The following is a 20,098-nucleotide window of genomic DNA, read 5'->3' as shown; positions in this document are numbered from 1 at the left end:
TTTTTGTACGGAGTCGGAAGTCACACCTTTTTCAGTGCTTCATCCAGATCCGTTATAATATCATCTATATGTTCCAGACCTACAGAAAGTCTGATAAACTCAGGAGTCACTCCCGCTGCCAATTGTTCTTCCGGACTCAACTGTTGGTGAGTGGTAGAAGCTGGATGGATCGCAAGTGATTTTGCATCTCCCACATTTGCGAGTAAGGAGAATAATTCCAGACCGTCTATCAACTTCTTCGCTTCAGGAATTCCACCTTTCACTCCGAATCCAATGATTGCTCCGAACAATCCTCTTGTATGATACTTCTTAGCTAGAGCATAGTTTTTATCGGAAGTGAGCCCAGGGTAATTCACCCAGGTTACCTTTGGATGTTTTGAAAGAAATTCCGCAACCTTTTGAGCATTTTGAGAATGTTGGGTCACTCTCAAATGAAGAGTTTCAATACCTTGTAGGATATTAAACGCATTAAAAGGAGAGATAGCTGGTCCTAAATCTCTTAAACCTTGCACACGAGCCTTAATGATGAATGCGATATTCACTCCGCCAAATGGCTCAAACTTTCCGAATACATCCCAGAATTTCAGGCCATGATAACTTGGATCCGGCTCTGTGAAATTCTTGAACTTGCCATTTCCCCAGTTGAATTTACCTGAATCTACTATGATCCCGCCGATCGAAGTTCCGTGCCCTCCCAAAAACTTGGTGAGTGAATGAACCACAATGTCCGCACCAAAATCGATAGGACGAACAAGATAAGGAGAAGGTAGGGTATTATCAATTACCAGTGGAATCCCTGCATCATGAGCAATTTTAGCAACCGCTTCGATGTCCAAAGTATCCAATTTAGGATTTCCTAAGGTTTCGGCAAAGATGGCCCTTGTCTTATCATTGATCGCCTTTTTGAAATTTTCCGGATTTGACTGATCCACAAAATGGACTTTGATCCCCAACTTAGGGAAAGTATAGTGAAGAAGGTTATAAGTTCCGCCATAAAGAGAAGAAGATGCCACGATCTCTTGTCCAGCTTCTACTATATTCAAAAGTGCTAATGTTTCTGCGGATTGACCGGATGCAGTTGCAAGTGCTGCTACTCCACCTTCTAAGGCTGCAACTCTTTGCTCTAATACGTCAGTAGTTGGGTTACCGATCCTAGTATAGATATTACCGAATTCCTGGAGACCGAATAATCTCGCTGCATGATCTGTGTCCTTAAAAACATAAGAGGTCGTTTGGTAGATAGGGACTGCCCTGGATGTGGTTGTTGGATCCGGGGTTTGTCCTCCGTGAAGAACGATTGTTTCTGGTTTATAGTTTCTTGCCACGCTTAAGGCTCCTTTTTACTGATCTTAGAAATTTATTCTACAATGTCTATCAAAAATATAATAAATAAGATAAAATAATCGTTATAACGAACAAATTTGTAGTTTGGGTAAAATTGAAATTTCTTTCTAAAATTCATCCCTTAAGAAATGAAAATACCAAGATTTTGGAAAATATTTTCTAAAATACGAGAAATATTCCTGTTTTATTGGTTTTTCAACGCAAGGTTCTGGTAGAATCGTTAAGTCATTTAGATTCCACGGATGTAATACGATACTAGTGGTACTATTTTTGGATGATTTGAAATACGGTCCCCGGAGAAATTCCGGCTCAAATATGAAATTAAACTTTTTGAATTTATGTAAGAAATCTCTAATACTTCCGGGAATTATCCTTCTCTCCCTATACTTATTGCCAGTGGAAGAACTTGAGGCTCAACTCTGGATGCCTCCGGGAAGGCAGTTCATGCAACCTCCAGACCCTTTCACATTTGATGCAGGGGTGAATAAGTTTAATAACGACTATTACCTATATCTAGCTCCGACCTTAAATTTGAATTTCGGAGGAGAATTTGGATTATCACTCACAGCTCCGATGAACTTTCTCGCGTACGACCAGGATCCTAAAGACCCGACCCTAAAAGTGGGAAGCATTCGTAAAATCGATTACGATCAGAAGAGCGATTATCTGAGGCTGATCAATAATATCTGGTACGGGACCTACGGACTTTATAAACCGGGTGAGACAACTTTCTCATTTTATGCGGGAAAACTTTTTGATGGGTATATAGGCCACGGAACTATAGTGAATCGTTATGTGAACAACCAAAGGATAGACATTTATAATGTAGGTCTGATGGCTGATTTTAATAATGATTATGGGGGAGTGCAGGTTTTTACAAACTCTGTTTACACTCATGAAATAGGTGCAGCAAGGGGATACGTTCGTCCATTTGCAATCGCATTCAAATTATTCGATCTATTTACAGGTAGATCTCAGTTATTCGGAATGTTGCAATTAGGACAAGGAAACGTTGCAGACGAGGCTGGTAGAAAGAAGGTTTACGAAGAAGCTGGAGTGGATCCAGAGGATAGAGAGAAATATAGGGCTTTAGTAGAAGACCAAAAGACGCACCAGATCAGAGAAGAAATGATCCCGATCGAGAAAAAACCGGAGTCTCGTAAGGAAAAGTTAAAAGAGTTTTTCAATCAGGACAATTTTGCAAACAGATTCTCTATCGGTTATACTACAGCGTTTGATACAAAGGCTCCAACCCAACTTGCATTTGATACTACTGGCCGTTTACGCTTGGACTCCAATAATAACCCACTCGTAGAACAATCAGAAAAATTAGTCATCCAAGGTATGGATGCAGAATACAAATTGATCAGTACAAAATATATAGAAATCACTCCATATTACGATGTGAATACTATCAAAATCTTGAACTCCAAAGGAACTCATACAGGTGCAATGTTCCGATTCGGTGGAAAAGATATTTATGCTAAGATCAAACCTGAATACAGGAATATGGATGCGAACTATATCCCAATGTATTTTGACAGCTTTTATGAATTAGAAAGATACCAAGCCAATGTGAACTCTCAACTTCCGGTCACAAAATTGGAAGCCGCTAAACTTTTGGACCCGGATGCTGCCAGACTTAAAGGATATTTCACATCTGTAGTATTAAGTTTTTATCGAATTTCCTTAGAGGCAAACTATGAGAATTATTCTGGGCCGAATAATTCTAGAATATTCGTAGGATTGTATTTTCCAATCGGTTCTTTATTCATGATCTCAGGTTATTATACGCGTAAGAACTTTGATCAGAACAAGGACGCATTTAAGGTAGACGATAATTCGGTCGGAGCAATAGAGGCTGCGCTGAATCTAGGCTTTATTGCAATTAGAATCCAAGATATCCGCAGATGGGTCTACGATAGTACATCAAATAGTTTTGTAGCTCAAGACGAACAAAAGGTTCTATTCTCTAATTCTTTATCCTTCTAATCTAAATGAGGAACAGAATTTTCCCATTGAGAAAGGAAGAAAGATACCGCTTGTTCTGATCTCAATACAGAAGAAGAAAGCCGGATTCCTTGGATATTTGATTTTTTAAATGTTTCCAATTCTGTTTTTGTCCAGCCAGGTTCAGGCCCAACTAAAATAGAATATTCTTTTTCTTGCAACGGAAGAAACTCTTGGATGGTTCTTCCGTTTTTATCCAAATAGAAAGACTTACGGGAAGAAGAAGTGACTATTTCCGAAATTGACTCCTTCTTCTCAAAACTTTTATTTTTACCTGGGGGAACAAATCCAAGTTCAATCTTGGGAAAGAAAACATTACCACCTTGTTCCATTCCTAATATAAGCTTTTCTTTTATGTTCTCTTCTTTCCAAACGGGGGAGGTGAGATATTCAGTTCTTGATAAAGTTGCGAGTCTAAACTCCAAGGATTGTACTCCCCAGACACCTGCAAGTTCTAAGATTTTTTCCACGGTGGGAGGTCTCTGGACGGAAACAATTAGATTGATCCCTGGACTTCTTCTTTTAGGTTTTATAATTTGTTTATAAGATCCTAAAATTTCTTCTGAGCTTATCTTTAGAATTTTAAAAATTCCTAAACTTTCATTCAGTAAACCAGCCTTGATCCTATCTCCTTCTTTCTTTTGTAGAATGTTCCGGATATGAGAGGCCCGGTCCTTATTGAAAATCTTGAATTCCCCAGAATTTGTTTTCTGGGAGAGATCCAATACTAGATAGTTCATAGGTTTAAATTTCTACTTGGGGAGCTTTATCATTTTCATCTTCTTCTTTCGGATTTGGAACAGAAGGTTCCTGGGTTTCCGGAGGATTCCAATTTGGAACAGAATCATTCCAGCTTTGAGAAGAAAAGAAGCAGGTTCTTGCGATTCCGATTAGGATCAGAATGAATAGGATATATTTAGCGAGTAGTGGACCAAATCCAGTATGATTCCGGTCATTAAAATTTTCGAATGACCTGGGACGTTCTCCGGGATTTTGCCAACCGTAAGATCTATTGCGGCTAAATTTGGATTTGATTGATTCGAATTTATCTTCTAAAAAACGAAAAAATCCCCGCAATGAACGGGGACTCTTAGTGTCGGAGTCTCCTCCGGGAAGATCATATCTTCCGCCTCTAAAACTGGCCGGGTCTTCCGGATCAAAAACGAAAGAATGATAACATCTAGGACACCGAACTGTCAGTTTCCCCAAATCTAAGGGAATCCTGAGTTCGGTGCCGCAGGAAGAACAAGGAAGAATATACCGCACTTAGCTTAGTATTTCAGGGATTCCTTGAGCGTGTTCACGTTCTCTTTGTAATTCTCATTACCCAATTGGTCGTTGTAATCGAAAATTTTGGTAAATAATCTGTCGAACGTATCCAAATGTTTAATGTAGAAAGTCTTTTTGAAAGAGTTACGGATAGGGTGGGTCTTGGTGTTTTCTACGTTAGCAAGAACGTATTTACCAACACCTTTTTCGCTAGGAGTCTCTGGGCGACCACCTTCAGGATAACCGTTCTTTTGGTAGAAAAGTTCGATCTTGTCGTTATGTCCTGGCTGATCGTTCGGAGCCCTGTCAATGATCTCAGAAACCGATTTATCTTCGATCAAGAAGTTGTTTTTATAAACTTTACTGATAATTTTGCTGATTTTACGAGGAGGTTCCATTCTAGGATCCGGATCGTTTGTGTTTGGCCCTTCGAAGTAGATTTCCATATATTTGGAAAGTCCACCTTGAACGATCTTACCTTGTCCTCTTTCCTCGTCCTTAATGAAATCGTAAACTTCTACTCTGATACAGTTGTTCGCTGCATCTTCTTGTGCGTTGCTGTTAGAAGCCACACACTCGTCGTTGTTTGCTTTTCCTTTGAAAAGGACTGTACGGAACGGAAGAACGCGTACTTTCATTTTCATAAGTACTGTATGACGTTTTAGTCTTTCATTTAGAGCCGTAACTCTTTGATCCAGACCTTTTTCCGTTTCAAGGATAGCCGCACCGGTTTGACCGTCTTCCTTCTTTTGGGCTTGGTTGTCTTGAGCGTTGAGTATGCCTGCGATTGAAAAAATTGCAAGGCAGAATGCGATTTTGCGTTTCATTGTACCCTATTTCCTTGGTCTCTTCTGCGTTTGGGTTTCCCGAAAGTCGAGAATTCCCTGTCTCTAGTATCGGTAAAATAGACTCCCGATTAAATCCAAGACTTACATTTTCGCACCGAAAACGTTTATTTTCCGGATTTTGAACTCGTTTCCAAATACAGTTCATAGGGGGGAGGAGTCGGTTTCAATCCTTTTTCGATCAGGTTGGCAGCCCATCTCCTTTCCACAAAATCACAGAAATCCCTTAAATCCCGTCCGGAATGCGATTCTAATCGTTGTGAAATTGTTAAACGCTCTGAATCCTGTAGATGTTTAGCATAATTTCCTAATATTGCAGCTCTTTCCTTCTCATTAGGTAGGGGAAAGAATACGGATCTGTCAAATCTGGAAACCAAAGCCTTGTCCAGGTCCTGTTTTCTATTTGTGGCGCCCAGGGTGATTGATTTTTGTCCCCCTTCGAAACCGTCCAGTTTTCTTAATAATACTGATAGAATATTCCGGGTTGCCTCAAATAATCCGTCGTCCCTGGACCCAGCCAAGGAATCTATTTCGTCCAAAAATAAAAGACAAGAAGGGAATAGAGAAGCCACGTCGAAGACATAAGCCATGTTCTGGGCGCTTTCCCCATAATATTTACTTAAAATAGATTCCACAGGCACATAGATGAGCGGGATCTCGGTCATGCAGGAAATCACCTTGGCCATGGTAGTTTTTCCTACCCCCGGTTCTCCTTCCAAAAGAATTGCCCTTGGCTTCGTTCTACCTGGGAATTTTCGAGTGAGCTTGGAAAGTTCTTCTAAGGTTTCAGGTGACTTAAGTGGAAGTATAATGGATTCTAATATTTGTCTTTTGACATCCTCATAACCTGCGATGGTCTCGAATGTCATCCAGTCTCCCTTCTTCTTTGCTTCTATTGGATCGAAAACATCGATTCCTAACCGGAGTAAAAGTTCTTTTGGATTTTGAACGGACTCCTGCTTAGAAAGTCTGAGATATTTGAATAGATCGATTGCTGAAAAAATTTCCTCTCTATGGAAATCTCCCTTTTTAGTGATCTCTATTTTGCTTTGGTTCCTTCCCGAATAGAAACGGAACTTAGCATTGTCTAAAATGTTTTTAGTTTCGAATAAATTCTCGTTCAGAGCCTGTAGGCAAACATAGCCAGGTTCAAACGTATGTATTCTTAGATTTTCTATATGATTTCTTACGATCTGAATGCAGTCTAAAAGTTGGCTTTTGTCTGCTCCTGGGATTGGAAATTCAATCCTTAGATCTTTTTTATCGGGTACAAATGCAGGAAGTTCGGGGTCCTTGACTCCTAAACCCTTTAGTTCCGAATATAGCAGGTTTTTAGCCTGGGTGAAATCCAGGATATTTCCAGAATTTCGGGGAACTGGACTAGTTAAATCTTCAGGTTTCATTCTTTCTTCCCTAGAATTTCTCTTGTATAATCTTTCGGTTCTGTCGAAGAATTTAGAAAGAACCTTTGGAGGCAAGTCCTAATGGGTGAAGGCTCCCTTTCACAAGACGATATAGACGCATTACTAACCGGGTCCAGTCCTGGTGGTGGGGGCGGTGGCTCAGCAGATTTTAATCTGAGCGGAGAATTGGATTCCCTATTAGGAGATTCTGGTGGTGGAGCTGGCGCTTCTACTTCGCCGGCATCCGGAGGAGCTCCATCATTTGCAGATATTGCTGCCGCTTTGGGACCTTCTTCTACCCCGGCTCCTCCAAAAGCGAGTGCTCGTTCTAGTTCAGTTTCCTCCAATACCGCAAACTTAAATCTATTACTAGATGTGAATGTGGCTCTTACTGTAGAATTAGGTAGGACCAATATGTACATTAAGGATGTTCTAGGTCTGAATGAAGGTGCAGTAGTAGAATTAGACAATGCAGTCGGCGAAGATTTAGATATCTTAGCAAACGGCAAACTGGTTGGAAAGGGAAAACTGGTTTTATTGGATGATTATTACGGAATTAGAATTACCGAGATAGTAGATCCTTCTCGTAGAATGCTCTAAATAGAATTTTCGTATCCGGAAGTTGTTTTCCGGATACGAGATTGATTTTAAGCCTTTTTTTCCTCGCTTCCGAGTACTGACTTCATCACAGATTTAAAATTAGATAGGTTTAGCGGAAGAACAAGTTCTGTTCCATCCTGTCCTAATTTTTCTACTTCTTTAATAAATCTCTGAGCGATCCTGAGTTTTACTGCTTCTTTTCCACCTTTTGTTTTGATGGAAGCTGCAAGTAGTTCGATACCTTTTGCAGTAGCAGTTGCAATGGATTCAATTTCAGCAGCTAGTCCTTCTGCCTCGTTTATCCTTTTTTGTTTTTCACCCTCAGACTTATTGATTGCTTCTTCTTTGATACCTAAAGAGCGGTTGATCCTAGAATCTCTATCTCCTTCTGAAAGAGAGATTTGAGCTTTCTTAGAGATTTGCGCTTTTTTCTCTCTTTCCATTGCTTCGATAATGGATTTAGGAGGGGAGATGTTTACGATCTCATATCGGTTTACACGAACTCCCCAAGGTTCACCTGCTTGGTCTAAAACTTCGAGGATCTTGCTATTAATCACTTCTCTGGTTTCAAAAGTTGTATCCAGATCCATGGTTCCAATGATCGCTCTCATAGTGGTTTGTACTAGCTGAGTAACCGCGAATCTATAATCTTCTATCCCGTAACTTGCTTTTTGGGGATCAAGAACTCTCAAATAAAGGATCCCATCCATCTCCACTTTAACGTTGTCTTTAGTGATACAAGTTTGAGGAGGAACATCAATCGCTTGTTCTTTTAGAGTATGATAATATGCATCATAATCTATGAAAGGAATTAGAATATGGAAACCTGCGTGAAGGGTTCTGCTGTATTTTCCAAGTCTTTCTACAATGATACATTCCTGAGCAGAAACAATTCTTAAGGAACGATAAAGTTTAAATGCAATATAGAGTAAAAACCCGAGCCAAAATATCCATAAAAATACTGAAACAAACATTAGTCTTTACTCCTTCTCTGAATCCAATCCTGGGAATTTGTTGGTTACCTTAGAAATACCTTCAAAGAAACCGACTACATTTGCCATTTCAGTTGGAAGAACTGTAGTTTTTGCTTTTTCTAGAATGATGCCTAGCCCAGCGAGATAATCCTCAGTGATCTGAAGATTGACTGCTTCTGTTCCGCCTTCATTTGTACTAGCATCGGAAATCAATTTGATCCCTTTTGCTTTCGCTTGGGCGATAAATTCAATCTCTTTGGCTTTACCTTCCGCCTCGTTTACCTTTTTGATTTTTTCCCCTTCGGAAAGATTGATTGCTTCCTGTCTTTCTCCCATGGAACGATTGATCCTGGCAGCCTTCTCACCTTCGGAGATAGTGATCTCAGCACGTTTTACACGTTCTGCTTTTACTTGTTCTTCCATCTCATGTAGGATTTCTTTAGGTGGGGAAATGTTTTTGATCTCGTAACGAGTTACCTTAATTCCCCAAGGGTCAGTTGCTTCATCCAATGCTCGAACCACATTTGCATTGATATCATCTCTTTCTGAGAATGTATGATCCAATACTAATTTACCTATCTCTGAACGAAGAGTGGTCTGAGCGAGCTGGATGGTTGCGTTTCGGAAATTTTCGATTTCGTAAGAAGCCTTATAAGCATCCATTACTTTGATATACAGGATACCATCGACCAATATGGAAACGTTATCTTTAGTGATACAGGTCTGAGGAGGAATATCTATTGCGATTTCTTTCAGAAGTTGTTTGTATCTGATTTGGTCCATGACCGGTATCAGAAAATGAAAACCTGCACCAAGTGCTCCGCGGAACACTCCCAGTCTTTCCACAACAAAACAATAGTTTTGGGGAACTACAATGCAGGTCTTCATAATGAGATAGATTGCTGCAATAACTATCAGCGTAAAAAATAGAAATGGGTCCATTTTGTAAGTTTCTAACTCCTATTCAATAATGATTATATTTCAGGAAGCTCAATCGGCTCCACAACGAATGTCAGATTTTCTCGCTCCAATATTCTTGCTCTTTTTCCTGCAGAGATCCGTTTGGATTTGCTAATCGCATCCCATTCAGTGCCTTGGAATACGACCCTTCCACCTTTCCGTTCTACAAGAATATCTTTGGAAACTAAAACGATCCTTCCTGGACCTTCTTCTGGATTGAGAGTCGCTCTTTCTGAAGAAGAAGGGAAAAATTTTCTGAGAAAACTACCTCCTATCCAGATTAGAATTCCTGAAAGTGCCGCCCAAACGATTGCTTGGGTCCAAAATCCAATTTCATAAAAATAGGAAAGACTTCCTACAATCGCAGCAGAGAGCCCTAAAAAGAATACGAAGGTTCCCGGGACAAAAAGTTCTGCCACCATGAGTATGATCCCTGAGGCGATCCAAAGATAAGAGAGGTTATGTCCGTCTTGTAAAAAGTCCATGGTTTTTAGGTAGAAGAAAGGGGAAAAATTCTATTTTCAAAAACATTCCCGTCCATATTCTTAGCGGGAGTGATGAGAAAAATTTGGATTCGTTTAGGAACTGGACTACTTGTCTTATTCCTTGTTCTTCAGTTAATCCCCGTACAGCCTCCGTTGGGAAAGAATGCTAATGAAATCAAAACGGAAGAACGCGTCAAAAAGATTTTTCGTAAGTCTTGTTATGACTGCCATTCGGACCTGGTTCAATGGCCCTGGTATTCTAAGGTTTTTCCGGTTTCTTTATATATCTCCCATCATATAGAAGAAGGCAGGGAAGAATTAAATTTTTCGGAATGGGAAAGCTTAAAACCGGAAAAAAAGGCGGATCTAGCGGAAGAAATATTAGAAGAAGTGGAAGAAGGTCATATGCCTCCCAAGGATTATATTTTCTTACATTCTAACTCTAAACTGGATCAAGAAGAAATAGAGATATTGAGAGACTGGCTCCAAACATTTGCGGAAAATCAATAAGGCATCGAAATCATTTTAATGAACACACCTGAGGACAAAAACTCTAAACTTTGGGGAGGAAGATTTAAAGAAAAAGCTTCTTCCATTATGGAAAGAATAGGGGAATCCATTTCTTTCGACCAAAAATTATATAAAGAAGATCTAGAAGGAAGTAGAGCCCACGCTAAGATGCTTGCAAAGATGGGGATCTTAAACTCCACAGAATTAAAAGACATACTAGATGGATTAAATCAGGTAGAAGAAGAGATAGAATCCGGAAATTTCAAATTTAGCAGAGAGCTGGAAGATATTCACATGCATGTGGAATCCAGACTCACTGAACTAAAAGGAGAAGTAGGGAAGAAATTACATACTGCCAGATCCAGAAATGATCAAGTCTCACAGGACACAAGGCTCTATGTTAGAAATCGAATCCAAGAAATTTTATATCGTTTAGATTCTCTGAGAGAAGCTTTGCATGAGCAGGCTTCTAAAAATATAGATACGATCATTCCGGGATATACACATCTTCAAGTTGCGCAACCAATCAGAGCCTCTCATTTTTTATTGGCATATTTTTGGATGTTCACTCGTGACTTGGAGTTTTTTGAATTCGCGAAGAAGACCGCAAATATTCTCGTTTTAGGCTCAGGCGCGATGGCTGGAGTGAATTACCAAAACGACAGAGAATTTTTGGCTTCCGAACTAAAGGCGGATTCTATTTCTCCCAATAGTATGGATGGTGTTTCCAATAGAGATCATCTCTTGCAGTTCTTATTTGCAGCTGTGCAAACAATGTCTCATGCGTCTCGTTTTTGCGAGGATATTGTTCTATATTCTTCCCAGGAATTCGGCTTAGTGAAACTACCTGATTCACTCACTACCGGATCCTCTATCATGCCCCAGAAAAAGAACCCGGATATTGCTGAACTCATCCGTGGAAAATCCGCGAGGGTGGCGGGTAACTTAAATCATCTCATCGGACTTTTAAAGGGATTGCCTCTTACCTACAATCGTGATTTACAAGAAGACAAGTTAGCCGTTTTTGATGCTGTGGAAACTGTTCTATTAAGTCTGGAAGGGTTGGAAGCCATGGTTTCTGAAATGCAATTCAGGCCGGAAAGAGGAGAAAGGTCCCTAAAGGAAGGATTTGCTACTGCGACCGATCTGGCAGACTTTCTGGTAGGGGAAAAAAAGGTCCCTTTCAGAACTGCGCATGAACTTGTAGGAAGACTTGTTTCCGAATGTGTAGAAAGAAAAGAGAATTTATTTACGATCTCAGAAGATATAAGAAAAGGAATTTCCCCTTATTTCGCTGGAGAAGAATATTCGAAAGCGGTAAGTCTGGAACTTTCTACCGATAAAAAATCCAGTTATGGCGGAACTTCTAGATCTAGACAATTAGAACAATTGGAACTCGCGAAACAATCTATTAAATCAATCCAAAGGAATACGAAATGAATTATATGAATGTAAAATCGAATTCTAAGCCCAGACTTTTTGGTGCCTTAGTATGGTTTGCGATTTTATTATTTTCGTTTGCCTGCAAGGCAAACCCTTATGCGGAACAAAGATATGCTCCGGAAGCATATAGCCCAGTCGAAGTTGTAGTTAGAAAAGAAGAAAAGCCTCGTGTTGCACTTCCTGAAAAACCTGCGATCTACGCGTTGATAGAAACCACTCAAGGAAATATGCTTTTCGAATTATACGATAAGGATGCTTCTAAAACGGTCCAAAACTTCATCGACCTTGCGCAAGGAGAGAAGGAATTCACTCTTCGTAACGGCCAACCCCAAAAAAGACCATTCTATGATGGATTAACTTTTCACAGGGTCATCGAAGGTTTTATGATCCAAGGTGGATGTCCATATGGTGATGGATCCGGAACTCCTGGATACAGATTTGCTGATGAGATCAACGCTGCAAGTTTAGGCCTAGACCAAGTTAAGATCGGACAGTCCCAATTTTATACAGGTTATCTTTATCGATATATCGGTGGAGAGCTTGGGATTCGTAGCCAAAGAGAAGCAGACGAAAGAAGAGAAGAATTGGAAAGCAATTTGGAAAAAGCCAAAAATCTTTCCGTCATGGAGATACTCTTCAGATTAGGTTATCGTTATAATAATGTAGTAAAGAGTAAGAAGGCGATCAAAGGCGCGCTTGCAATGGCGAATGCTGGACCGAATACAAACGGTTCTCAATTTTTCATCAACCAAGTAGATACTCCTCATTTGGACGGATTACATACTGTATTCGGACAGATCATCCAAGGTGCTGATGTCGTAGATAAGATTATCGCTTCCGGAAACGGCAAAACTACAATCCGCAAAGTGTCCATCTACGATAAGAGGGCAAAATAATGAGTACTTCCCTGGACCAAAATCCTATTTTTCTTTCGGTGGCCCGAGAGATACAAGGCTCTGGGTCCACGGGAAGAATTTTAGAAAAACTTTCCGGATTACAGGTGGATGATTCCAAGGGTGACGAAATGTTCCCTGAGATCCGGAATAAAAAAGACACTGCCTGGGACTTCCGCTCGGTAGTTTTATTAGTTCGCTTGATCCAACAAAACAGGCAGTCAGTTAGCCATTCTTATGAAGAGGCAATGGCACGTTACAGTAAGGTAAATACCTTGACTGCAAAACGAAAAGCAAACGAAGAGGAAGTCAGACTCAAACAAACTCTTACTGACTATATTCTTAAAATAGAATCCAATTTCGAAAAGAATGATAGGGCAGATGAATCCATTCTTAAAGAGATCACTCGATTCTTCGATAGTTTGGAATCTGCGGAGAAACTCTCCGAATCCAATATTTCCAGTTTGAACTTATCTCCTAAATCTGTGGCCCAAATCGGACCAATTTTGGAAAAATATGAGGAATGTTACCAGGAATACAGTAAGCTTAAGCCGGTTCTTGGGCGACTGATCCGGATTGCAGACTATATTATAGAAGACGCAGAAGGCTGAAAGACTTATGTTTCTTAGATAATTTCCCGTATTTTTTACTAGGTTTTGTCTCTTTTTGCCGAAATCTAAAAGAGGACCATAGATTTTGCGTCCACACGGACTGAAATTTTAGAATGAAACGAATTCTGATCATACTAATTCTCTTGAGTGCATTCGGTTTAGGGTCATATCCTAACAGAAATGCAAGGGGAGAAGTTTCCGAAAATTATATCCAAGCCCAAGGCATAGTGGATATCAAACTTCCTAAAATGCAGTTCCGAGAAAAGGAACCTATCTCAGCCTTACTTTCCGTGAGAAATACTGGAAATGAGGTTCTAAGAATTTTCCCCTACGGAAAAGATCTGCGATCTTTCCAAGTAATCGTAAGAGATGAAGACGGCAGAACTGTTTCAAGAATTGAAGAAGAAAGAAAACAGGATCCTGTCTTAAGAAGAAGGAATAAAGTCGAGAACCTTGTAGGCGACGAGGTCAAAGAGATCATTTTACATAAAGACGAAACATTCTCAAAAGAGATCCGGATCGATCATCTGTATGAATTAGAGCCTGGCAAAAAATATTTCGTAACCGCTTACTTCTATCCTAATATCTCCGAGTATGGAGACCATTTTGTAAGATCGGAAAGCCATCCTTATTTTAGTGTAGAAGAACGTAAAAAAGATTGGGTGGTCCCTGGAGTTCCTTACCAAGATCCATCAACGGATGGACTAGAACCGGAAGAAGTGATCCATTTATTCTTAGGTGCTGAAAAAAAGAAAAACTGGAAGCTCCATTTTAAATGGATTCATTTCCCTGAATACATACAAGCTTATGATAGATTTGCCAGGGATTGGCAGCAATCGGAAGAAGCTGAAAAAGATTTTGTTCTAGAAGAATTCAGAAATTATTTAGAAGAAAACAGATCAGGCGTGTTACAATACTATAAGATCCTGGGAACGGAAAAGGTGAGTTCCAATCTCTCCAAGGTAAGAGTAGCTGTGGAAAGAAGAGTGAATAAGGTTCCTGTCCGATACGAATACGAATTTACATTAAGAAGAATGCCGGACGAAAACGGAATGTTTTGGAAAGTGGCTAATCTATTAGCGAAGGTAAGAAAATGACCGAAATTTTATCCCAAGACGAGATAGACGCATTATTAAACGCGATCTCTAGCGGAGAAGTGGCGGAGGATGAGTATTCTTCCGTAGGGGAACAGAAGAAGGTCAAAATTTACGACTTCAAACGTCCCGACAAATTTTCTAAAGACCAGATCCGTACTCTACAAATGATGCACGAGACATTTGCTCGTTTGGCAACTACTGGACTTTCCGCTCAGTTGCGAGCTTTGGTTCACGTTCACGTAGCTGCTGTGGATCAGTTAACGTACGAAGAATTCATTCGTTCCATTCCGAATCCGACTACACTTGCTGTAATCAATATGGACCCACTTAGAGGTTCTGCAATTTTAGAAATAGATCCTTCTATCTCATTTACGATCATTGACCGTCTTTTCGGTGGTAAGGGAGAGACTGCAAAAATTTCCCGAGAACTTTCCGAGATTGAGATGAGCGTAATGGAAGGGATTATCGTTCGTATCTTAGGAAACATGAGAGAGGCCTGGTCCACTGTGATCGATCTTAGGCCTCGTCTTGGTAACATTGAAACAAACCCACAGTTCGCTCAGGTCGTACCTCCGAATGACATGGTGGTTTTGATCAACTTAGAGACCAAGATCGGAGAGGTCGAAGGTTTGACCAACCTTTGTATCCCGTACATCACGATCGAGCCTATCATTAACAAACTGTCCGCTCAATACTGGTATTCCTCCATTCGTAAAGGTGAGTTGGACGAGAACAGAGCCATCATCCAAGAACGTTTGGATCAGGTACAAATCCCTGTAATCGCAGAAGTTGGTTCCGTAGATATTTCCATCTTGGATTTTATGAATCTAACTGTTGGTGATGTTGTTAAATTAGAAAACACCACTACTAGATCAGACATGCTTGTAAAAGTAGGGGAACGTAAGAAGTTTAAATGTCTACCTGGACGTGTTGGAAATAGACTCGCTATCCAGATAGGAGATCGAGTCGAAGATATTCCTGACGAATTACTTGGTTCTACTAGATCGGAACAAGAATATTGATTTAGAGATCTATAACAGAAACTTTTGATTCGGATCGAGAGTTTCAGCGAGACACAAAAAAAGCGGGAATGGATTCCCGCTTTTTCTTTTTAAAGAATATAGAAATCGGAAAACGATTACTTTCTCCAGTGAATACATTCACCGGGACATTCATCCATTTCTTTCTGAACTGTTTTCCAATCTTCCTCAGGGATCTGAGCTTGATTTACACTCTCTCCTCCGATATGAGTCTCGGAAGTATCGTTATCGTCCATTTGAAAGTACTTAGGTAGATTGTCTGCACACTGGTTGCAAGAAGTACAGTTGTCCTTATCTACATAGGCTATTTTGCTCATTCTGTCACTCCTTTGGAACTTTTTTAGTTCTATGTTGGCGGTCTAGGGCTACAATTTCTAGACTGGGGCTATGGCGCAATACCTTTTCCTTTTAGATTCCACCACTGATTGCCAGTCTCAATGGGATTTGAGGCCTTCTGTATATTAGACAAGGTGTTCCCCGAATAATTCAATAGGGTGGATTAAAAATGTGGACGGAAATTTCTTTCATCGATATTCTTCCCAAACCTATTTCAAGGGAGAATCAGAACTAAATGAAACGGATTGCCATAACCTTCTTTCTGGCCCTCAGCTTTATATTTGTAGATTGTAAGAAAGCCAAAGAAGATCTCCAAGGTGGAGTGATTACATTCACCAAAGGAACAGTAAAAATTTTCGATAAGGCGGGGAAAGAAAAGGCAGTATCTTTGGATACTTTCCTTTTGCCGGAAGATAAGATCGAGACCGGAAAGGATTCTTATGCAGACCTTCAGTTAACCGAAGGCGTTCTTGTTAGAATCAAAGAAAACACAAGCCTCACTCTGAAGAAAATTTTTATAGATTCCGCAAATGGAGAAACCTTTGCGGACCTGGGCCTGACCAAAGGTAAAATTTTTACTAAGGTTGCAGGTAAGCTCACCAAAACTTCTAAATTCACAGTTTCTACTCCAACAGTCGTAGCTTCTGTTAGAGGAACTGAATTCATAGTTGAAGAATCAGGTAAAGGAACGAGCACTAGAGTGTCTGATGGATCAGTTGAAGTTGCTGACGCAGATAATCCTGAAAGCCAAGCAGTGGCAGATGCAGGGGAAAATGTTAGCTCTAACGGAGATTCATTCAAAGAACAACCTCTAACAGAGGATGAAGCCCAAGAATTGAAAGACGATTCTGCTACTATTCAATCTATTACGGAAGAACAAAGAGCTCGTATCCAAGAGATCCTGAAAGATTTCCAAGAGAATAAGGCTCGTATCCTCCAAGGTTTGGAAGATCAAAAACAAAGAAATAGAGAGCTGATCGAAGGCGCAAAAGAAGAAAATCGTAAACTTCTAGAAGAAGCTAAGAGCGCTGGAAAAGAAGAAAAAGAAGCTATCCAAAAAGCAGGTAAAGAAGAGAAAGAAAAAGTAAAATCTTCTATGGATGATGCTAAGAAAGAATTGGAAAACCAGCGCAAGTCCCTAAAAGACCAAGCCGCTCCTAAATAAAGTAGTTTTCCATTCAGAAAAAATAAAAGGCCGTTTCCGAAAGGAAGCGGCTTTTTTTTTATTCTTCTTCCTTGGACCGAAGTTTGTACCAAAGAATGGTGGTGGTAAAAAGTAGAGTGAAGCCGTTTGCGAGAATGATCGGAAAATCATTCTTTAGTATCCCGTAACAAAGCCAGAAAAACACTCCCACGGAAAGAACAAGATACATGTTTCTGGAAATGTCCCTGGTCCTTTTTTCCAGGATCACTTTGATTAGCTGGGGAAGAAATGCCAGAGTAGTCAAAGTACAAGCAATAAATCCAAGTAGAGAAATCGGATCTATCATTTGCTTGTATACTCTCTTGTTACGATTGTTTTAATCCCACCTCTTAGGTTATAATCTCCCTTGACCTTGAGATATTTTGGATCTACAGACTGGACCAGGTCTTCTAAGATATGATTTACTACATTCTCATGGAAGATCCCAAGATTGCGGTAGGCGAGAATATACTCTTTTAGAGATTTTAACTCTATACATTTTGCCTTTGGTATATAGCTGATCTCGATCACTCCAAAATCTGGCAGTCCTGTTTTAGGACAAACTGCGGTGAATTCTGGAATGGTAAAATCGATTGTGTAATCCTTACCTTCGTACACATTGGCGAAAGATTCTATCTCGGGAAGTTTCAGACTGGGGATATGGTCCTGTCTTCCCTCATAAGCGGAAATTCCGATCGACTCTTGTTGATGGCTCATGATTCCCTCTTTAAACCAGAGTTTTCCGGACTTTGTCTCTGGGAATCTTTTTACAACTCACATAAAGGAAACGTTAAGGATACCTTGGAATGAAGCACCAAAATGTAATTGGGATCGTGGATTTTGGAGGGCAGTACGCCCATTTGATCGCGTCCAGAATTCGTCGTTTGGGGGCTTATTCAGAAATTTTAGGTAACGACGAACCTATTGAAACATATTCCAAACTTTCAGGCATTATTCTTTCCGGAGGACCGGAAAGTGTATACGAACCGAATTCTCCATCTCTCCCAGTCGAGGTCTTAAAACTAGGAATTCCTGTTTTAGGGATTTGTTACGGCCACCAACTCATGATGAAACTTTTAGGTGGAGAAGTTAAAAAAGCGGGCATAGCAGAATACGGAAGAGCTGCCTTAGATTTTATTGATACATCCAAAACACAATTACTCAAAGGTTTCCAAGGCGGAGAGGTTGCATGGATGAGCCATGGTGACGAAGTTACTCGTTTGCCAGCAGGTTTTACTCGAACTGCTTCCAGTAAAGATTGTGAATATGCAGTAGTAGAAAATCCGACCCAAAAATGGTTCGGGATACAACTCCATCCAGAAGTAACTCATACGGAAAAAGGTTCTGTACTTCTAGAAAACTTCGTAAAAATTTCAGGGGCAGAAGGTACCTGGAACTTAAAACAATTCTTAGATCTAAAAGAAGAAGAGTTACATTCGATTGTTCCTGCAGACAAAAAGATTTTTTTATTAGTATCCGGGGGAGTAGATTCAACTGTTTCGTATCTTCTTCTTTCCAGGGCATTAGGAAAAGACAGAGTCAAAGGAGTTCTGATAGATACCGGGTTTATGAGAAAGGACGAGGTTGCGAGTCTCCAAGAAAAACTTTCTCCGCAAGGTATCCAATTGCATGTTCATGATGCTTCCGAACTTTTTTACTCAGCTCTCAAAGGTAAAAAAGATCCGGAAGAAAAACGAAAAATCGTTGGAAATCTATTCTTACAAGCACAGGCAGACTGCGCGAAAAGTTTAGGTCTGAACGCAGACGAATGGTTACTCGGACAAGGAACCATTTATCCTGACACGATAGAAAGTGGCGGAACTAAACATTCTCATACAATTAAGACCCATCATAATCGAGTAGAAGCCATCCAAAAATTAATGGAGGAAGGGAAGGTAGTAGAACCGATCAAGGACTTATATAAAGACGAGGTCCGTGAACTCGGGAACTATCTTGGGCTTCCTAAAGAATGGACTGGGAGACATCCTTTTCCTGGACCTGGACTTGTGGTCCGAATGATCGCACAAGAAAAACCGGTAGAGGAATCCGTTCAGAAAAAACTGGATGAACTGGTAGGTTCGGATTCTGCCCTGCAAGCAAAACTTCTTCCTGTTGCTTCCGTTGGTGTAAAAGGGGATCAGAGATCTTATGCACATTGTGCGGCGATTTCTGGAGATAAGACCTGGGACGAATTGGATAAAATTTCCACGGCGATCACAAACCAAATCTCTTCAGTCAATCGAGTTGTTCTATTTTTAGGAAAATCCAGCGAATTCCAAAAAGCAAACTTCAAATTCCAAGCAATCGACTTGGACAAAAAAGATTCTGATATTTTGAGAGAGGCAGATGCTGCCGTAGAGAGAATTCTCCAAAAAAGAAAGATCTATGATCAGATCTGGCAAATGCCTGTGGTACTTCTTCCTTTGGGTTCCGAATCCGGAAAAAGAAGTATTGTTCTTAGACCCGTGGATTCTCAAGAAGCGATGACTGCTAGTTTTTTTAGATTGGAGAAAGATGTTTTGGAGGAACTCGTTTCAGAAGTTCTAAAAACACCTCAAATTGAGTATTTGTTTTTTGATCTGACAAACAAACCTCCCGGCACAATCGAGTGGGAATAAATTCTACAAGGCACTCTGCTTTATCTGAAAGATCAGTCGGACCTGAATTTTGGGATAATGAATTTTTTCCTATTCCAGATCAAATCCCAATTCTCGGAATTTTCTCCCCATTCTAATTCGGGATCTAAAAGGATTTCCGTAGAAATTCTTCCCCAGATCTCTTTTTGAAAAGGGTGGACTAGATTTCCTAATGGATCGAATTTCAAATTTTCTGGTTGGAATAGAATCCCCTTTTCTCCGCCGTAATAGAGTTTATCTCCAATTCTGTGTTTAAACAGAACTGGATAATGTTCCGTCTGCACAAAATTCATTTCCTTTCCGCAAGGAGAGATATAAGCGCATTCAGGGTATTTACCGGTCCGGTTTTTTTCGAGATGAGTGAAAAAGAAGTCTAAAAACTTTTTATCCGTCAGCTCTGAGTCCTCGTGGAAAAGTCGCGCGTTCGAGTCGATTCGATAGAAATAGGTCCTCAAAGTC

Annotated in this window: 22 protein-coding genes; 10 read left to right on the top strand and 12 right to left on the bottom strand. The window is 40.2% G+C overall.

Translation table 11 applies throughout. From position 1 onward, the window contains the following. Positions 1-20: 20 nt before the first annotated feature. On the bottom strand, positions 21-1,325 hold the full coding sequence (locus B1C82_RS17605; RefSeq protein ID WP_086448901.1) for an O-acetylhomoserine aminocarboxypropyltransferase/cysteine synthase family protein: 1,305 nt from the start codon (positions 1,323-1,325) through the stop codon (positions 21-23). Positions 1,326-1,659: 334 nt separating this feature from the next. On the opposite strand from B1C82_RS17605, the gene impL63 reads away from it, so the two are divergent. After that, positions 1,660-3,336, top strand: coding sequence for a cytoplasmic membrane protein ImpL63 (gene impL63 / locus B1C82_RS17600; protein WP_086448900.1), 1,677 nt, complete (start codon positions 1,660-1,662; stop codon positions 3,334-3,336). Here impL63 and B1C82_RS17595 read toward each other — a convergent pair. The 4 genes from B1C82_RS17595 to B1C82_RS17580 form a co-directional block, all read right to left on the bottom strand. Then, on the bottom strand, positions 3,333-4,094 hold the full coding sequence (locus tag B1C82_RS17595) for an RsmE family RNA methyltransferase (RefSeq protein WP_086448899.1): 762 nt from the start codon (positions 4,092-4,094) through the stop codon (positions 3,333-3,335). The two genes, impL63 and B1C82_RS17595, sit on opposite strands and share 4 nt — an antisense overlap. Before the next feature lie 4 nt (positions 4,095-4,098). Then, on the bottom strand, positions 4,099-4,563 hold the full coding sequence (locus B1C82_RS17590) for a hypothetical protein (protein ID WP_086449344.1): 465 nt from the start codon (positions 4,561-4,563) through the stop codon (positions 4,099-4,101). A 62-nt stretch (positions 4,564-4,625) separates the two neighbouring features. Next, positions 4,626-5,450: a flagellar-coiling protein FcpB gene (fcpB, locus tag B1C82_RS17585; RefSeq protein ID WP_086448898.1), complete on the bottom strand. Its 825-nt coding sequence runs from the start codon at positions 5,448-5,450 to the stop codon at positions 4,626-4,628. Between the two features lie 125 nt (positions 5,451-5,575). Continuing rightward, positions 5,576-6,871 (bottom strand): AAA family ATPase, encoded by a 1,296-nt coding sequence (locus B1C82_RS17580; protein WP_199775790.1) that lies wholly within the window; start codon positions 6,869-6,871, stop codon positions 5,576-5,578. An 81-nt stretch (positions 6,872-6,952) separates the two neighbouring features. Here B1C82_RS17580 and fliN point away from each other — a divergent pair, with 81 nt between their 5' ends. Then, positions 6,953-7,471 carry a flagellar motor switch protein FliN gene (gene fliN, locus B1C82_RS17575; protein ID WP_086448896.1) on the top strand — a complete coding sequence of 173 codons (519 nt, stop codon included), beginning with the start codon at positions 6,953-6,955 and terminating at the stop codon, positions 7,469-7,471. Between the two features lie 47 nt (positions 7,472-7,518). Here fliN and B1C82_RS17570 read toward each other — a convergent pair whose 3' ends face one another. The 3 genes from B1C82_RS17570 to B1C82_RS17560 are packed head-to-tail and all read right to left on the bottom strand — an operon-like array spanning position 7,519 to position 9,890. Beyond that, a complete protein-coding gene (locus B1C82_RS17570) occupies positions 7,519-8,445 on the bottom strand; it encodes an SPFH domain-containing protein (RefSeq protein ID WP_086448895.1) in 927 nt (308 codons plus the stop codon). A 6-nt stretch (positions 8,446-8,451) separates the two neighbouring features. After that, the gene (locus tag B1C82_RS17565) at positions 8,452-9,387 is read right to left on the bottom strand and encodes an SPFH domain-containing protein (protein WP_086448894.1); all 936 of its coding nucleotides are present in this window, start codon (positions 9,385-9,387) and stop codon (positions 8,452-8,454) included. Between the two features lie 32 nt (positions 9,388-9,419). After that, positions 9,420-9,890, bottom strand: a complete 471-nt coding sequence (locus tag B1C82_RS17560) for an NfeD family protein (protein WP_086448893.1) — start codon at positions 9,888-9,890, stop codon at positions 9,420-9,422. A gap of 72 nt (positions 9,891-9,962) precedes the next feature. Here B1C82_RS17560 and B1C82_RS17555 point away from each other — a divergent pair, with 72 nt between their 5' ends. The 6 genes from B1C82_RS17555 to fliM all read left to right on the top strand — a co-directional run bounded on the left by B1C82_RS17555 (position 9,963) and on the right by fliM (position 15,466). Next, positions 9,963-10,400: a heme-binding domain-containing protein gene (locus B1C82_RS17555; RefSeq protein WP_086448892.1), complete on the top strand. Its 438-nt coding sequence runs from the start codon at positions 9,963-9,965 to the stop codon at positions 10,398-10,400. Between the two features lie 18 nt (positions 10,401-10,418). Continuing rightward, positions 10,419-11,840: an argininosuccinate lyase gene (gene argH, locus B1C82_RS17550; RefSeq protein ID WP_086448891.1), complete on the top strand. Its 1,422-nt coding sequence runs from the start codon at positions 10,419-10,421 to the stop codon at positions 11,838-11,840. Next, the gene (locus B1C82_RS17545; protein WP_086448890.1) at positions 11,837-12,739 is read left to right on the top strand and encodes a peptidylprolyl isomerase; all 903 of its coding nucleotides are present in this window, start codon (positions 11,837-11,839) and stop codon (positions 12,737-12,739) included. The genes argH and B1C82_RS17545 overlap by 4 nt, the downstream gene beginning before the upstream one ends. Then, positions 12,739-13,347: a hypothetical protein gene (locus B1C82_RS17540; protein WP_086448889.1), complete on the top strand. Its 609-nt coding sequence runs from the start codon at positions 12,739-12,741 to the stop codon at positions 13,345-13,347. The genes B1C82_RS17545 and B1C82_RS17540 overlap by 1 nt, the downstream gene beginning before the upstream one ends. A gap of 113 nt (positions 13,348-13,460) precedes the next feature. Further along, entirely contained in the window at positions 13,461-14,444 is a 984-nt protein-coding gene (locus B1C82_RS17535; RefSeq protein ID WP_086448888.1) for a hypothetical protein, read from the top strand. Next, positions 14,441-15,466, top strand: a complete 1,026-nt coding sequence (gene fliM, locus B1C82_RS17530) for a flagellar motor switch protein FliM (RefSeq protein ID WP_020768525.1) — start codon at positions 14,441-14,443, stop codon at positions 15,464-15,466. The genes B1C82_RS17535 and fliM overlap by 4 nt, the downstream gene beginning before the upstream one ends. A gap of 116 nt (positions 15,467-15,582) precedes the next feature. Here the strand turns inward: fliM and B1C82_RS17525 are convergent, their stop codons facing one another. Beyond that, positions 15,583-15,801 (bottom strand): ferredoxin, encoded by a 219-nt coding sequence (locus B1C82_RS17525; protein ID WP_086448887.1) that lies wholly within the window; start codon positions 15,799-15,801, stop codon positions 15,583-15,585. A gap of 254 nt (positions 15,802-16,055) precedes the next feature. Here B1C82_RS17525 and lsa33 point away from each other — a divergent pair, with 254 nt between their 5' ends. After that, the gene (gene lsa33 / locus B1C82_RS17520; RefSeq protein WP_086448886.1) at positions 16,056-16,985 is read left to right on the top strand and encodes a surface adhesin Lsa33; all 930 of its coding nucleotides are present in this window, start codon (positions 16,056-16,058) and stop codon (positions 16,983-16,985) included. A 58-nt stretch (positions 16,986-17,043) separates the two neighbouring features. On the opposite strand, the gene B1C82_RS17515 is transcribed toward lsa33, so the two are convergent. Both B1C82_RS17515 and queF read right to left on the bottom strand, forming a co-directional pair. Further along, positions 17,044-17,307, bottom strand: a complete 264-nt coding sequence (locus B1C82_RS17515; RefSeq protein ID WP_165780250.1) for a SemiSWEET transporter — start codon at positions 17,305-17,307, stop codon at positions 17,044-17,046. Further along, positions 17,307-17,720 carry a preQ(1) synthase gene (queF, locus tag B1C82_RS17510; protein ID WP_086448884.1) on the bottom strand — a complete coding sequence of 138 codons (414 nt, stop codon included), beginning with the start codon at positions 17,718-17,720 and terminating at the stop codon, positions 17,307-17,309. Before queF ends, B1C82_RS17515 begins: the two co-directional genes overlap by 1 nt. A gap of 89 nt (positions 17,721-17,809) precedes the next feature. Between queF and guaA the strand changes: the two genes are divergently transcribed. Next, positions 17,810-19,621 (top strand): glutamine-hydrolyzing GMP synthase, encoded by a 1,812-nt coding sequence (gene guaA / locus B1C82_RS17505; RefSeq protein WP_086448883.1) that lies wholly within the window; start codon positions 17,810-17,812, stop codon positions 19,619-19,621. 32 nt (positions 19,622-19,653) lie between these two features. On the opposite strand, the gene B1C82_RS17500 is transcribed toward guaA, so the two are convergent. After that, positions 19,654-20,094 (bottom strand): DUF4505 family protein, encoded by a 441-nt coding sequence (locus B1C82_RS17500; RefSeq protein ID WP_086448882.1) that lies wholly within the window; start codon positions 20,092-20,094, stop codon positions 19,654-19,656. Between the last annotated feature and the right edge of the window lie 4 nt (positions 20,095-20,098).

The organism is Leptospira venezuelensis, from assembly GCF_002150035.1.
Lineage (GTDB): Bacteria > Spirochaetota > Leptospiria > Leptospirales > Leptospiraceae > Leptospira_B > Leptospira_B venezuelensis.
Note: the sequence above shows the minus strand (reverse complement) of the source record. Positions and strands in the feature narration are given on the sequence as shown.

Bases quoted from the DNA above. Each gene is read 5' to 3' on its own strand.
- impL63 (WP_086448900.1), top strand. From the start codon at position 1,660: ATGAAATTAAACTTTTTGAATTTATGTAAGAAATCTCTAATACTTCCG.
- B1C82_RS17595 (WP_086448899.1), bottom strand. From the start codon at position 4,094: ATGAACTATCTAGTATTGGATCTCTCCCAGAAAACAAATTCTGGGGAA.
- fcpB (WP_086448898.1), bottom strand. From the start codon at position 5,450: ATGAAACGCAAAATCGCATTCTGCCTTGCAATTTTTTCAATCGCAGGC.
- B1C82_RS17580 (WP_199775790.1), bottom strand. From the start codon at position 6,871: ATGAAACCTGAAGATTTAACTAGTCCAGTTCCCCGAAATTCTGGAAAT.
- fliN (WP_086448896.1), top strand. From the start codon at position 6,953: ATGGGTGAAGGCTCCCTTTCACAAGACGATATAGACGCATTACTAACC.
- B1C82_RS17570 (WP_086448895.1), bottom strand. From the start codon at position 8,445: ATGTTTGTTTCAGTATTTTTATGGATATTTTGGCTCGGGTTTTTACTC.
- B1C82_RS17565 (WP_086448894.1), bottom strand. From the start codon at position 9,387: ATGGACCCATTTCTATTTTTTACGCTGATAGTTATTGCAGCAATCTAT.
- B1C82_RS17560 (WP_086448893.1), bottom strand. From the start codon at position 9,890: ATGGACTTTTTACAAGACGGACATAACCTCTCTTATCTTTGGATCGCC.
- B1C82_RS17555 (WP_086448892.1), top strand. From the start codon at position 9,963: ATGAGAAAAATTTGGATTCGTTTAGGAACTGGACTACTTGTCTTATTC.
- argH (WP_086448891.1), top strand. From the start codon at position 10,419: ATGAACACACCTGAGGACAAAAACTCTAAACTTTGGGGAGGAAGATTT.
- B1C82_RS17545 (WP_086448890.1), top strand. From the start codon at position 11,837: ATGAATTATATGAATGTAAAATCGAATTCTAAGCCCAGACTTTTTGGT.
- B1C82_RS17540 (WP_086448889.1), top strand. From the start codon at position 12,739: ATGAGTACTTCCCTGGACCAAAATCCTATTTTTCTTTCGGTGGCCCGA.
- B1C82_RS17535 (WP_086448888.1), top strand. From the start codon at position 13,461: ATGAAACGAATTCTGATCATACTAATTCTCTTGAGTGCATTCGGTTTA.
- fliM (WP_020768525.1), top strand. From the start codon at position 14,441: ATGACCGAAATTTTATCCCAAGACGAGATAGACGCATTATTAAACGCG.
- B1C82_RS17525 (WP_086448887.1), bottom strand. From the start codon at position 15,801: ATGAGCAAAATAGCCTATGTAGATAAGGACAACTGTACTTCTTGCAAC.
- lsa33 (WP_086448886.1), top strand. From the start codon at position 16,056: ATGAAACGGATTGCCATAACCTTCTTTCTGGCCCTCAGCTTTATATTT.
- queF (WP_086448884.1), bottom strand. From the start codon at position 17,720: ATGAGCCATCAACAAGAGTCGATCGGAATTTCCGCTTATGAGGGAAGA.
- guaA (WP_086448883.1), top strand. From the start codon at position 17,810: ATGAAGCACCAAAATGTAATTGGGATCGTGGATTTTGGAGGGCAGTAC.